Origin of the sequence: Pseudomonas sp. GM21 (assembly GCF_000282215.1) — a bacterium.
Lineage (GTDB): Bacteria > Pseudomonadota > Gammaproteobacteria > Pseudomonadales > Pseudomonadaceae > Aquipseudomonas.
In genome coordinates this window covers 1-14323 of sequence record NZ_AKJS01000126.1, presented here as the reverse complement: position 1 = coordinate 14323, position 14323 = coordinate 1, and the positions used below count along the sequence as shown (strand labels likewise).

10 protein-coding genes are annotated in these 14323 nt (G+C 60.1%); 6 read left to right on the top strand and 4 right to left on the bottom strand.

Annotated features, from left to right (window positions below):
- Positions 1-48 precede the first annotated feature (48 nt).
- From PMI22_RS08495 to PMI22_RS08505, 3 genes are all read left to right on the top strand, one after another.
- Entirely contained in the window at positions 49-597 is a 549-nt protein-coding gene (locus PMI22_RS08495; RefSeq protein WP_007947433.1) for a cupin domain-containing protein, read from the top strand.
- A gap of 184 nt (positions 598-781) precedes the next feature.
- Positions 782-1195, top strand: a complete 414-nt coding sequence (locus PMI22_RS08500; RefSeq protein WP_033049513.1) for a c-type cytochrome — start codon at positions 782-784, stop codon at positions 1193-1195.
- A gap of 136 nt (positions 1196-1331) precedes the next feature.
- Positions 1332-3254, top strand: coding sequence for an acetyl-CoA hydrolase/transferase C-terminal domain-containing protein (locus PMI22_RS08505; RefSeq protein ID WP_007947431.1), 1923 nt, complete (start codon positions 1332-1334; stop codon positions 3252-3254).
- A gap of 127 nt (positions 3255-3381) precedes the next feature.
- Here PMI22_RS08505 and PMI22_RS08510 read toward each other — a convergent pair whose 3' ends face one another.
- On the bottom strand, positions 3382-3954 hold the full coding sequence (locus PMI22_RS08510; protein WP_027926370.1) for a xanthine phosphoribosyltransferase: 573 nt from the start codon (positions 3952-3954) through the stop codon (positions 3382-3384).
- Positions 3955-4023: 69 nt separating this feature from the next.
- A complete protein-coding gene (rep, locus tag PMI22_RS08515; protein ID WP_007947429.1) occupies positions 4024-6033 on the bottom strand; it encodes a DNA helicase Rep in 2010 nt (669 codons plus the stop codon).
- Between the two features lie 264 nt (positions 6034-6297).
- Between rep and PMI22_RS08520 the strand changes: the two genes are divergently transcribed.
- The gene (locus PMI22_RS08520; protein ID WP_007947428.1) at positions 6298-7971 is read left to right on the top strand and encodes a putative bifunctional diguanylate cyclase/phosphodiesterase; all 1674 of its coding nucleotides are present in this window, start codon (positions 6298-6300) and stop codon (positions 7969-7971) included.
- A gap of 106 nt (positions 7972-8077) precedes the next feature.
- Here the strand turns inward: PMI22_RS08520 and PMI22_RS08525 are convergent, their stop codons facing one another.
- A complete protein-coding gene (locus tag PMI22_RS08525) occupies positions 8078-9475 on the bottom strand; it encodes a NorM family multidrug efflux MATE transporter (RefSeq protein ID WP_007947427.1) in 1398 nt (465 codons plus the stop codon).
- Between the two features lie 158 nt (positions 9476-9633).
- Between PMI22_RS08525 and PMI22_RS08530 the strand changes: the two genes are divergently transcribed.
- Entirely contained in the window at positions 9634-10554 is a 921-nt protein-coding gene (locus tag PMI22_RS08530) for a LysR substrate-binding domain-containing protein (RefSeq protein WP_007947426.1), read from the top strand.
- Between the two features lie 186 nt (positions 10555-10740).
- Entirely contained in the window at positions 10741-12717 is a 1977-nt protein-coding gene (locus PMI22_RS08535) for a methyl-accepting chemotaxis protein (RefSeq protein WP_007947425.1), read from the top strand.
- Positions 12718-12840: 123 nt separating this feature from the next.
- Here PMI22_RS08535 and PMI22_RS08540 read toward each other — a convergent pair.
- The coding region (locus PMI22_RS08540; RefSeq protein WP_007947422.1) for a vWA domain-containing protein at positions 12841-14323 on the bottom strand (1483 nt) is incomplete at its 5' end.

Genomic DNA, 14323 nt, shown 5'->3' with positions numbered 1-14323 from the left:
TGATAACGCTCAATATTCCAACAACCTGAATCCCTGGAGGCGCTAGCATTGGACGTCGGTGAACGACTGCAATCCATCCGTAAGCTCAAAGGCCTTTCGCAGCGTGAGCTCGCCAAGCGCGCGGGTGTGACCAACAGCACGATTTCGATGATCGAGAAGAACAGCGTCAGTCCCTCGATCAGTTCGCTGCGCAAAGTACTGGGCGGGATTCCCATGTCCATGGTCGAGTTCTTTTCTGAAGAAATCCTGCAGGAAAAACCGACGCAGATCGTCTACAAGGCCAACGAGCTGATCGACATTTCCGACGGCGCCGTGACCATGAAACTGGTCGGCCGGGCGCATCCGAGCCGGGCTATCGCTTTTCTGAATGAAATCTACCCGCCAGGCGCCGACACCGGTGACGAGATGCTCACCCATGAGGGCGAGGAAACCGGCATTTTGGTGGAGGGTCGACTGGAACTGGTGGTCGGGCTGGAAACTTTTGTGCTCGAAGCCGGCGATAGCTACTACTTTGAAAGTACCAAGCCGCATCGTTTTCGAAATCCGTTCGATGCGCCAGCGCGACTAATCAGCGCAGCGACACCGGCGAATTTCTAGGAAAAGAAGGCGCTTTGCCAGTCAGGCCGAGACACCCGGGGGAGTTTTTCCACTGTTGCATAAGACCCCTTCGACTTTGGGGTTGTTTCAGTGTGGCGGGCTTACCGCTATACTTGCGCCCGCCTGCGAACCGTGGCCGTAGGCGTGACTAGCCACCATTGAGGGTGAACGCGTGAACCTAATTATGAAAATGCTGGCTGTACCAGCAACCGTATTGGCCCTTTGGGCTGTCAGCGCTCAAGCTGCGACGAACGACGATATTGCCAAGCGCCTTGAGCCAGTCGGCCAGGTTTGCGTTCAGGGCAAAGAGTGCAAGGGGATGGAAGTTGCTGTTTCTGCGGGTGGTGGAGATGCCAAAACCCCTGACTCAGTGATTGCAAAACATTGCAACGCTTGCCACGGCTCCGGTCTGTTGGGCGCGCCGAAAATCGGTGACACCGCAGCCTGGAAGGAACGAGCCGATCACCAGGGCGGTCTCGACGGCATCCTGGCCAAAGCCATTACCGGTATTAACGCGATGCCGCCTAAAGGCACTTGCGCCGATTGCTCCGACGCCGACCTCAAAGGCGCCATCCAGAAGATGTCCGGCCTGAAATAAGCCCACGTCTTCAGCGAAAAAACCGCTTTCGAGCGGTTTTTTTGTGCCTGCGATTTGTGCCTGAGACTGTTCATTGCAGCAAAGACCCGGCAAGCTCGGTCCAACCCCTATTCACGGAATGTCAAGGGAGGATCAGATGGTGCAGCTGTGTTCTATCGAGCAAGCGGTGGATGACGTGTTGGCACGCCTACCGGCGCATATCCACATGGGCTTGCCCCTTGGCCTGGGCAAACCCAACCACTTCGTCAACGCGCTGTACCAGCGTATTGCGCAATTGCCGGAGCGGCGGCTGACGATCTACACCGCGCTGTGCCTGGGCCGCCCTGCCTTGGGCGATGGTTTACAGAGGCGCTTTCTTGAGCCCTTTATCGAACGAGTATTCGGTGACTACCCGGAACTGGCTTTTCTGGAGGGTCTGCATAAAGACAATCTGCCGCCGAACATTCACATCCAGCAATTTTTCATGCAGCCCGGCAATCTGCTGCATAGTGCATCGGCCCAGCAGGATTACATCAGCAGCAACTACAGCCACGCCGCGCGAGATATCAACGCAGCCGGTTTGAACCTGGTTGCGCAATTGGTGGCCAGCCATCCCGAGCACCCGGATCGACTGAGCCTGAGCTGCAACCCGGACATCACCCTGGACCTGTTCCCGATGATCGCCAAACGCCGGGCGGCGGGGGAGACCATCCTGCTGGTGGGCCAGGTACACAACGACTTGCCCTACATGCCCGGCGATGCCGAAATCGGCATCGACGCCTTCGACCTGCTGATCGACGAGAAGGACAGCACCACACTGTTTTCCACACCGAACATGCCGGTGGGCTTCCAGGACCACTTCATCGGCCTGCACGCCAGTGCGCTGGTGCGCGATGGCGGCACGTTGCAGATTGGCATCGGCGCCATGGGCGATGCGCTGACCGCTGCGTTGCTGGCGCGCCAGGCTGACAATGCCGGATACCGGGCCCTGATGACGGACGTGAATCTCAGCCAGTGGGCGCAGTTGATCGACCGCGAAGGCGGCCTCGAACCGTTCGCCAAAGGCCTGTACGGTTGTAGCGAAATGTTCGTCAACGGCTTGCTGGTGCTGTCCGACGCCGGGATCGTGCGGCGCAAGGTCTACCCGGATGTGCCGACTCAGCAACAGGCGAACGCCGGCACCCTCGATGAAGCCGCGCAAACCGATGGCATCTCGGTCCACGGCGGTTTTTTCCTCGGGCCGCGTAGCTTCTACGAGCGCTTGAGGGAGCTGCCGCAAAGCAAGCGCCTCGAATTCAACATGACCCGCATCAGCTACATCAACGAGCTGTACGGTCAGGAAGAGCTCAAGCGTTTGCAGCGCCTCGATGCGCGCTTCATCAACACCGTGTTCACCATGACCTTGCTGGGCGCCGGCGTGGCCGATCAGCTGGAAGACGGGCGGGTGCTCAGCGGCGTAGGTGGGCAGTACAACTTCGTCGCCCAAGGCCATGCGCTGGGCGGCGCTCGTTCGGTGCTGTTGCTGCGCAGTTGGCGAGAGTCGGGTGGGCAGGTCAGCTCGAACATTGTCTGGGAATACGGCCACTGCACAATCCCAAGGCATCTGCGGGACATTGTGGTCACCGAATACGGCATCGCCGACTTGCGTGGCAAGACCGATGCGGCGGTGATCGAGGCGTTGCTCAATATCAGCGACTCCAGGTTCCAGTCGGGGTTGATCGAGCAGGCGCAGAGTGTGGGTAAGCTACCCAAGGATTTTCGCCTCGACCCACGCTTCGCCGACAACCGTCCAGAGCGTTTACAGGCGATTCAGGCGCGGCACCCGAACCTGTTTCCGGAATATCCGCTGGGCTGTGATTTCACCGAGGTGGAGCGCGACGTGTTGCGGGCGCTGAACTGGCTGAAGAGCAAGTTCAAACTGGCCGAGATTCTGGAGTTGGGGAAAGCAGCGCTGGATGCGCCAGAGGCTTCGATGTTTCCCGAGCATCTGGAGCGGATGCAACTGACCAATCCTGAGGGATTGAAGGAAGATTTGTTGCAGCGGCTACTGCTCACCGGCCTCAAGGCCACCACGCAATAACAGCCAACACAAAACAACGGTGGGAGCCAGCCTGCTGGCGATGGGCGTCTGTCAGTCATGAAGATGTTGACTGACACGACGCCATCGCCAGCAGGCTGGCTCCCACAGGGAAATGCGGCGCTGCTGGCTATTCGATGAAGGTCACGACGCCGCCGGCCAGCGATTGCACGCGAGCCAGGGATTCCACGCGATAACCCTGCGCATCCAGTTCCGCACGACCACCTTGGAACGACTTTTCGATCACGATTCCCAAACCGGCCACGGTGGCGCCGGCCTGTTTGATGATCGAGATCAGCGCTTGCGACGCCTTACCGTTCGCCAGGAAGTCATCGATGATCAGCACACGGTCGCTGCTGGTCAGGTGGCGCGGGGAGATCGCCACGGTGCTTTCGGTTTTCTTGGTGAACGAGTAAACGGTCGCCGACAGCAGGTTTTCAGTCAGGGTCAGGGACTGCTGCTTGCGGGCGAAGATCACCGGTACGCCGAGGTTCAGACCGGTCATGATCGCCGGTGCGATGCCCGAGGCTTCGATGGTGACGATCTTGGTGATGCCCGAGTCCTTGAACAGTGCAGCGAACTCGTCGCCAATCAGCTTCATCAGCGCCGGGTCGATCTGGTGGTTCAAAAAGGCGTCGACCTTCAAGACCTGATCGGAAAGCACGATGCCTTGTTCGCGAATTTTCTGGTGCAGTGCTTCCATGAAGCTTTCCTCTACTGACGCCATGTGCGCCTAGCTTGTAAAAAGTGTTCGGTTAAAAAGTAGGCAATTCTAGCGCTTTAACATCGCCCGTATATCTGCCAATGCGGTATTTCCGCGAACGGCTTTGACTTCAACGGGGGTGTCGTCATTACCTTCCCAGGCCAGATCGTCCGGCGGTAGCTCATCGAGGAAGCGGCTTGGCGCGCAGTCGATGATCTCGCCGTATTGCTTGCGCTTGGCAGCGAAGGTGAAGGCCAGTGTCTGACGCGCTCGGGTAATCCCGACGTAGGCCAGACGGCGTTCTTCCTCGATGGTGTCGGCTTCGATGCTGGAGCGGTGCGGGAGGATTTCCTCTTCCATGCCCATGATGAATACGTACGGGAATTCCAGGCCTTTGGAGGCGTGCAGCGTCATCATCTGCACACCTTCGGCGCCGTCTTCCTCTTCCTGCTGACGTTCCAGCATGTCGCGCAGGACAAGTTTGCCGATGGCGTCTTCGACGGTCATCTCGCCTTCTTCGTCTTTCTCCAGGGTGTTTTTCAACGCCTCGATCAGGAACCAGACGTTCCCCATGCGGTAATCGGCCGCCTTGTCGCTGGAGCTGTTGGTGCGCAGCCAGTTCTCGTAGTCGATGTCCATGACCATGCTGCGCAGCGCCGAGATCGGGTCTTCGCCGGCGCATTGCTCGCGGACCCTGTCCATAAAGCGCTTGAAGCGCGACAGGCGATCGGTGAAGCGCGTGTCCAGATGCTCGCCCAGGCCAATTTCGTCGGTGGCGGCGTACATCGAGATTTTGCGTTCGGTTGCGTAGTTGCCGAGCTTCTCCAGCGTGGTCGAGCCGATTTCCCGGCGTGGGACGTTGATCACCCGCAGGAAGGCGTTGTCATCGTCCGGGTTCACGATCAGACGGAAGTAGGCCATCAGGTCTTTCACTTCCTGACGCCCGAAAAAGCTGTTGCCGCCGGACAGGCGATACGGAATCTGGTGGTGCTGCAGCTTCAACTCAATCAGCTTGGCCTGGTAGTTACCGCGATACAGGATCGCGAAATCGCTGTACGGCCGGTCTGTGCGCAGGTGCAGGGTCAGCAGTTCGACGGCCACGCGCTCGGCTTCGGCGTCTTCGTTGCGGCAGCGGATCACGCGAATCTCGTCGCCGTGGCCCATCTCGCTCCACAGCTGCTTCTCGAATTCGTGCGGGTTGTTCGAGATCAGCACGTTGGCGCAACGCAGGATGCGGCTGGTGGAACGGTAGTTTTGCTCCAGCATGACGACTTTCAGGGACGGGTAATCGTCCTTGAGCAGCATCAGGTTTTCTGGACGCGCGCCACGCCAGGCGTAGATCGACTGGTCATCGTCGCCCACCACGGTGAATTGGTTTCGCGTGCCGATCAGCAATTTCACCAGCAAATACTGACTGGCGTTGGTGTCCTGGTATTCGTCCACCAGCAGGTAGCGGACTTTGTTCTGCCACTTTTCGAGGATGTCGGCGTGTTCCTGGAACAGCTTCACCGGCAACAGGATCAGGTCGTCGAAGTCCACCGCGTTGAACGCCTTGAGCGTGCGCTGGTAGTGGGTGTAGACGATGGCGGCGGTTTGTTCTTTGGGGTTGCGCGCATTTTCCAGGGCTTCGGCGGGCAGGATCAGGTCGTTTTTCCACGAACCGATCATGTTCTTGATCTCGTCGACGCCGTCGTCGCCTGCGTATTCCTTTTGCATGATGTCGGTCATCAAGGCTTTGACGTCAGTCTCGTCAAAGATCGAGAAGCCCGGTTTGTAACCCAGCCGCACGTGTTCCTTGCGGATGATGTTCAGGCCCAGGTTGTGGAAGGTGCACACCGTCAGGCCACGGCCTTCGCCGCCCTTGAGCAGGGTGCCGACCCGTTCCTTCATCTCGCGCGCCGCCTTGTTGGTAAAGGTCATGGCGACAATGTACTGGGCGCGGATGCCGCAATTCTGGATCAGGTGCGCGATCTTGCGCGTGATCACACTGGTCTTGCCGGAGCCTGCGCCGGCGAGCACCAAAAGAGGGCCGCCGACGTAGCTCACGGCTTCTTGCTGCCGGGGATTGAGTCGGGACATACAGAATTCAGGGAGTCATTTTGTGAAATGGGCCGGCATTTTAACAGGCTCAGCGAATTGTGCTGCTCTGTCCGACTTGTGACGCAACATGCTTTCTCTAATTGCCGGTTTAGATACTTTCAAGCAGGATGCGCGGTGAATGTGCGGCTAATGTTCGGATTCCAGACACAATTGCGCGTTTGATAACCGATGTCATTTGGTCATTGGTAACCGGCGCGGCATAATGCCAGCCGCCTACATCCTTGCAGAGTCTAGGGAGTCAGCTTGTCTACGCCTGTCGAACCCTTGCGTTTGCTGCTACTGGCCGAAGAGCCAGCGTGGGTAGCGTTGTTGCGTGAGTGTCTGGCTCCGATGGGGAGCTCGGCCGTGCTCATCTGCGCGCCGAGCTGGGACTCGGTCAGCAGTTTGTTCGATGACAACCGCAACGCGGTGTTATTGACTGTTCCTGGACTTCAGCCGCTGCCTGGCCGTTGCAATTTACCGACGGTGTTACTGGTCGAGCATGAGCCCCTGGTGACGCCCGATGGCGTGAGTGACTGGCTGGTGCGAGATCTGCTCGATGCCGGCATGCTGCGCCGGTGCCTGCGGCATGTGCGGGAGCGTGGCCTGCTGGAAAACACTTTGCAGCGCCTGGCCGAGCAAGATCCGTTGACCGGCATTGCCAACCGTCAGGGATTTCAGACCCTGCTGGCAGCGCGTCTGGCGGAAAACGACGGCCGCGGCCTGGCCCTTGGTCACCTTGATCTCGACAACTTCCGTCACGCCAACGATGCCCTCGGCCACCAGGCCGGCGACCGCTTGATTCTGCAAGTGGTCGCACGGTTGAAAAGCCAGCTTGAGGCCGGCGATCAACTGGCGCGCCTGGGCAGTGATGAATTTGCCTTGCTGATCGACACCCGCCGTGCGCCTCAGCGCGCCGAGTGGATGGCCGAACGCATCACCGAGGCGCTGGCTGAACCGTACTGGGTCGACGGTGAAAGCCTGTTGATCGGTTCCAGTCTGGGCATTGCCCACGCCCGGGCTCAGGCCGGCGCCGACCCGCTGATGTGGCACGCGCACATCGCGATGCAGCAAGCCAAGAGCACGCAAGGCTGCACTTTTCATATCTTTAACGAACGGATCAACCGCAATGCCCGCAGCATGGCCGACCTAGAAAGCGAGCTGCGCCGGGCCTTGCGCCGTGACGAACTGGAACTGCATTACCAGCCGCGGCTGAACCTTGCCGACGGCCAGATCGTCGGTCTCGAAGCCTTGGTGCGCTGGCGCCATGCCGAGCGCGGTTTATTGCCACCGAGCGAATTCGTCCCGCTGGCCGAGCAAAGCGGTTTGATCGTGCCGCTGGGTTACTGGGTGATTTCCCGGGCGCTGCGGGACATGCAAGCTTTGCGCGAACTGGGTTTGCCAGCGTTGCACATGGCGATAAACCTGTCATTCCGCCAATTCCAGGACAGCCAATTGCTCTCCACGTTGAGCCGGTTGATTGCCGAACGCGGCGTCGAAGCGCAGTGGCTGGAGTTCGAACTGACCGAAACTGCCGTGATGCGCCGCAGCGATCTGGTCAAGCAAACCATGGACGCCCTCGGACGCCTGGGCGTACGCTTCTCGCTGGATGACTTCGGCACCGGGTTCTCGTCCTTCGTGCACCTCAACAGCCTGCCAATTGCGCTGCTCAAGGTCGACAAGAGTTTTGTCGGCGGCATGGTAGAGCGTGAAGAGAATCGCAAACTGGTCCACGCGATGATCAACCTGGCGCACAACCTCAATCTTGAGGTGGTTGCTGAGGGGGTCGAAACAGCGGAACAGCTGGATTTGTTGCGTGGGTTTGGCTGCGATCAGGTGCAGGGTTATCTGATCAGCAAGCCGTTGCCGCTGGCGGAGTTGGTTAAATATCTGACCTTCGATAGTCGCCAGCAGCCGATGCTAGAAGTGGTGAATTAACCACAAACCAATGTGGGAGCGAGCCTGCTCGCGAAGGCGGAGCGTCAGTCAACGTAGAGGTCGACTGACACGGCCCCTTCGCGAGCAGGCTCGCACACAGGGGATCTCATTCTGGCTGAGGTACCTGGAACCGCTGCTGCAACGTTGGCTCTCGCCGAATCATCCGCTTCATCTTCCATTCAAACGCCAGCGTCAGACTCACTGCCGCGCAAGCCAGCCCCAGCGCCAACCCCCACCAGACGCCCGTCGCCCCCCAGTGCAAATGAAAGGCCATCCACCACGCGGCCGGTGCGCCAATCAACCAGTAGCAACCCAAGCCGACCAGGAATGTGGTTTTGGCATCCTTGAGCCCGCGTATGCAGCCCATTGCGATGGTTTGTGTACTGTCGAACAGCTCGAACCAGGCCGCCACCGCCAGCAGGCTCACGGCCAGTTCAATGACCGGGCGAAACGCCGGGTCGTTGTGGTCCAGGAACAAGCCGATCAACTGATTCGGCAACAGCCAGAAAACCATCGCAAAACCCAGCATCGCCGCCGCGCCGAAGGCAATGCCGACTCGTCCGGCCAGTCGCGCATCCAGCAACTGCCCGGCGCCATAATGCTGGCCGATCCGCATGGTGATCGCGTAAGAAAGCCCCGCCGGAATCATGAACGCGACCGATACGATTTGCAGGGCGATCTGGTGAGCCCCCAGTTGCGTGCTGCCCATGGTGCCCATGCACAGCGCGGCGAACGCAAACAACCCGACCTCCACCGCATACGTGCCGCCAATCGGCAGGCCAAGACGCCACAGCTCTTTCAAGTACTGGCGGTTTGGCCGTGACAGGCCCTGGCGCAAGGGATAGGCGTCATACGCCGGATGCCGACGAATGTGCAGCGCCAGCGCCAATGCCATCAGGTTGGCGACAATCGCCGTCACCAGCCCGATGCCCATCAGGCCGAGTTTCGGCAGGCCGAACATCCCGGTGATCAACGCATAGTTGAGCAGGAAGTTGGCCACGGTGCCGCCAAGGCTGATCACCATGACCGGTGTGGCGCGGCCAATGGCGCTGGTAAAACCGCGCAGGGCCATGAAACTCAGGTAACCGGGGAGGGCGAACGGCAGAATCAGCAGAAACTGCCCGGCCGCTTGTACGTTGCTTTCTGTCTGACCGAACAGCAGCAACACCGGTTTGAGGTTCCACAACAACAGCCCGGCCACCAGCGCCATCAACCACGCCAGCCACAGTCCGGCCTGGGTCAGCCGCGCAGCGCCGACGGTATCGCCCGCGCCCTGACGGATGGATACCAGAGTGCCAACGGCGGCGATAACGCCTATGCAAAAGAACGCTACAAACGAGTAGGTCGCCGCGCCCAGACTGCCGCCGGCCAGTGCTTCGGGACTCAGGCGTGCCATCATCAAGGTGTCGGTGAGGACCATCAGCATGTGCGCCAACTGCGAGGCAATCAACGGCCCCGCCAGCCGCAGAATGGCCCGGAGTTCAATACGCGCTGGATGCTTCATGATCATCACGCTCGATTATCAAAGAGAACAGGAAAGCGTCGATTCTCGGCGCTTCACGGGGTTTGCACAAAGGGATAAAAAGGATGGGTAGCATGAGTACGACTCATGCTGAAGAGTTTCTGCTACGGTAGCCGGATTGCGCTATAGGAGCTTTCTTCATGTCTCGTCGTCTTCCTCCCTTATATGCCTTGCGTGCATTCGAAGCGGCGGCGCGGCACAGCTCGTTTACCCGCGCAGCCGAGGAGCTGTCGATCACTCAGAGCGCGGTCAGTCGCCACATCCGCACGCTCGAAGAGCATTTTGCCTGCCGGTTGTTTCACCGCAGCGGGCGCAACTTGCAACTGACCGAGTCGGCACGGTTGATCCTGCCGGGCATTCGTGACGGCTTCACCGCCTTGGAGCGCGCCTGCAATACCTTGCGCGCCGAAGACGACACCCTGCGCATGAAAGCCCCGTCGACCCTGACCATGCGCTGGTTGCTGGCGCGGCTGAGCCGCTTCCGGCACCTGCAAGCGGGCAATGAAGTGCAGCTGACCAGTGCCTGGATGGACATCGACTCGGTGGACTTCAATCAGGAGCCGTTCGATTGCGCGGTGATCCTCGGCACCGGGCATTTCCCGCCGGACTGGGAGGCCACTTTGTTGTTTCCGGAAGAGCTGATTCCCGTGGGCGCGCCGAATCTGCTGAACGATCAGCCGTGGGACGTCGCGCGCCTGGCCAGCACCGAACTCTTGCACCCAACGCCCGATCGACGTGACTGGCGCAGCTGGCTGGAACGCATGGGCCTGACCGATCAGGTTTCGCTCAAGGGTGGTCAGGTGTTCGACACCCTGGAGCTGGGCATGATCGCCGCCGCCCGAGGCTATGGCGTGTCCATGGGCGATTTGTTGATGGTGGCGGAGGATGTGGCGCAGGGGCGTCTGAGTTTGCCGTGGCCGACGGCGGTCGCCAGCGGTGAGAATTACTACTTGGTCTGGCCGAAAACCCGCCCCGGAGGTGAACGTTTGCGCCGGCTCAGCGATTTCCTGTTGGGAGAGGTTCGGGCCATGGATCTACCGGCGGTGGAGCACCTGCGCTGAATCGATAGAGCTCAAGCAATAGAGGCCTTGAGCTATATCCCGGTTAATTACTCAAGTATTCGGTTCAACCGCCGAAAATCTGCAAGTGGAACCTTCGTACGGGTTCGCCGTTTTTGCCCATTACTAGAACATTTGCTGAGCGTTGAGCCGATCAAACCGGGTCAGGCCGTTCGGCCAGGAGCTGTCATGTCTCAACCCCGTGCCCGGATCGCCTCACAGCTTGGACTTGCGCTTGCCGTTATTCTGGCAATTGTCATCACTGGCAGTACCGTGTTCGCCCTGCGCTCGCTGGACACCGCCAACCTCGCCACCCGCGAAGAGCATCTGGCCAGTGAAGCCCGGCTTCTGGCCGATCAGTTGAGCACCTTTCACGGCACCTTGCGTGAAAGCACCCAGCGTCTGAGCGGTCTGTTCGAGAAGCGTTTCAGTACCGGGTTGAGCCTGCACCCGGAGGAACCGGTGACGGTGGCGGGTGTGCAAACACCGGGCTTGCATCTGGGCAGCGACGTGTTGAACAACAACTTCGAGGAAGTGGACGGGTTCAAGCAGATGACCGCTGGCGTGGCGACGTTGTTCGTGCGCAGCGGCGAAGACTTTATCCGGGTCAGCACCTCCGTGACCAAACAGGACGGCAACCGCGCCATCGGCACGCTGCTCGATCATGCTAACCCGGCTTATGCACGCTTGATGGCGGGGCAGAGCTACGTCGGTCGCGCCTTGCTCTTTGACCGTTCCTACATGACGCAATACACACCCGTACGCGATGGCGGCGGCAAGGTGATTGCCGTGCTGTTCGTAGGATTCGATTACACCGATGCGCAGAACGCTCAGTTCGCCAACCTCAAACGCTTCCGCATCGGCCAGACCGGTTCGCTGGCGTTGCTGGATGAACAAAGCAAATGGCTGGTACCACCTGCGGGTGTGCAAGCACTGGATCAAGCGACTCCGGCGATTGCCGGTCTGGCGAAAGCGCCGGGCAAGGGCGATTTCTGGAGCGACAGATCCGAAGATTTCTACAGCGTGGTCGTTCCGTTCGATGGCGGCCCATGGTCGGTCGTGGCGAGCATGCCAAAAGCTGAAATCCGTGCGGTGACCTGGAGTGTCGGCATTCAATTGGCCATCGGCAGTTTGCTGGCGATGTTGATCGCGGTCGGTTCGGCGGTCTGGTTACTGCGCAGCAAACTCGCGCCGCTGGGTGATCTGGTACGTCAGGCCGAAGCCTTGGGCGCCGGTGATTTGAGCGTGCGCCTGAACGTGGCGAGCAACGATGAGATCGGTCAACTGGCCCGCGCTTTCAATCAGATGAGCCAGGCCCTGTCGACCATGGTCGAGCACATCCGAAAAGCCTCGGTCGAGGTCAACAGTCGTGCCAAGGCATTGTCGGGTCTGTCCGGTGGCGCTTACGAAGGAATGGAACAGCAGTCCGGCGAAATCACCAGCATGGCCGGCGCCGTGGAGGAGTTCAGCGCCACGTCCCTGAACATCGCCGACAACATGGGCAACACCGAGCGCCTGGCTCAGGAAAACGCACAACAAACCCGGATCGGTCGTACCTCGATGGACGAAGCGTCGTCGTCGCTTGAGCAAATTGCTGGCGCGCTGAACAGCACCGCGACCGTGATCAATACCCTGGGCCAGCGTTCCCAGGAAATCGGCGGTATCGTCGGGGTGATTACATCGATTGCCGAGCAGACCAACCTGCTGGCACTGAACGCCGCCATCGAAGCGGCCCGTGCTGGTGAGCAGGGCCGTGGTTTTGCGGTGGTGGCCGATGAAGTGCGTAACCTGGCGTCGCGTACTCGTCAGGCCACTGACGAAATTTCCGGAATGATCAGCAGCATCCAGCAAGAAACCGGCAACGCCATCAGCACCATGGAACAGGGCAATGTGCTGATGCAGGAAGGGTTGGCGCGTAACGCCAATGTGGCCTCGGCCCTGGCGCGGATTGACGAGCAGAGCCGTTCCGCCGGTCAGCAATTTGCGGCGATCACCACCGCGACCCAAGAGCAAAGCAGTACGGCGACGTTGCTCAGCAGCAACCTGCAAAGTATTGCACTGGCGAACAGTGAGCAGCGTGAAGTGGTGTCGAACCTGGCCGTGACTGCCAAGGAGCTGGAAAGCCTGGCGGCGGGCTTGCGGCAAGAGGTTGACCGGTTTCGTTGAGGCGCCTTTGAAATAGCTATCGCGAGCAGGCTCGCTCCCACATTGGTTTTGTGAACGACACATAACCTGTGGGAGCGAGCCTGCTCGCGATGGGCTCACCTCAATTGCGGATCAGTCCCCAAGCTAATCGCACTTGGCACTGCTGGATACTTCCTTGCTCGCCTGTTTCAACAGGCTGCCCAGTTCAGCCGCATTGGTGCTGTTGTAAACCCGGCCGCCGGTGTTTTCAGCGATGCAGCGTGACGTGCCGCCAACACCGATTTTCACCACGTTGACGCGCAGGCGGGGTTGTTGTCTGGCGATTCGACGAGATACTGCGCAAACGTCCTGCCCGCAGCCGTCTTCTCCGTCGACAAACATCACGATAACCGCATCGTTATTGCGCCCGTCGACGGTACTCGCCGCGTGGGCCAGGCTGTCGGCCAGCGGTGTGCCGTCGTCGGGAGCCAGACCTCGAATCCCGTTGATCAGTCGCGGGCGGTCGCCGAACTTGAACACACCCCGGTCCGGTGTTCTTTCGCAGCCGGCGAAGGTGATCAGACGTGTGTCGATCTTCGGGTCCAGCCCGTTGATCATGCCGGCCAGCGAGTCCTTGGCGACGTCCATGCGGCTGGGTTTGGCGGTGAGACGCATGTAGCGATTCGGGTCCAGGAGCTTGTTGAGGTCACCACCACCGTAGAACCAGTCCTCGTCGGCTTTCACTGACCTGATGTTCAAGTTCATCGAACCCGAGGTGTCGAGCACCACCACGAATTGCGGGACCTCCGCGGCCGGCGCATTTTTACGGCATGCGAAGTTGTCCAGCGTCGGGGCTGGTGGCGGGGCTGGAGGTGGAGGTGGGGCAGCCACTACCGGTTTTGGCGGTGGAACCGGTTTTGGTGGCGGGACCGGCTTGGGTTCCGGTGCCGGTTTTGGCGGCGGTACCGGCTTGGGCTCCGGTACCGGTTCTGGTATGGGTTCTGGTGCCGGAACAGGTTTCGGTTCCGGTTCCGGTTCCACGACAGGCTCGGGGGCAGGCTCGACCGGTTTCTCAACCGGTTTCTCAACTGGCGCTACCACCGGTGCCACAGGCGCTACAGGTGGAGCCACGACCACGGGCTCACGGTGCAGGAACCACCAGAGCCAGAGTGCCAGAAGCAGCAACAGCAGCGCGAGCAAGGCTGCCGCGATCCACCAGCCACGGCGCGAAGGTGGTACGACCGGCACCACCGGAACCACTGGCGGCACGATCGGTTTGGGCGGACGCAGGTTCCAGCGCACCACCAAAGGCTCACCGTTGAGGCTGTAGAGTTTGTCCAGTTCAGGCGCGCCGAGCAGGCTGCGCAGGTCATCCGCTTCCGTCGGTTGACCGCGTTTTTGCAGTTCATCCGCCAACTGTCCGAGGGACGTCTGACGCACTTCATAGGTTTCCAGCAAGCGTCGCTGCGCGTCCTCGTTGAGGTCGGCATAGGGCGTGGGTTGGCCGCCCAGTTCGGTCCACCATTCCAGCACGTCGCCGCTGCCCATCCGCGGGATAGCAAACAGACTGGCGACGGTCGGCGGAAAGTGTTTCTGGATGAGGGCGACTTTGGCTTGCAGCGCACTCATCCCCTCCGATGTGGCTTTT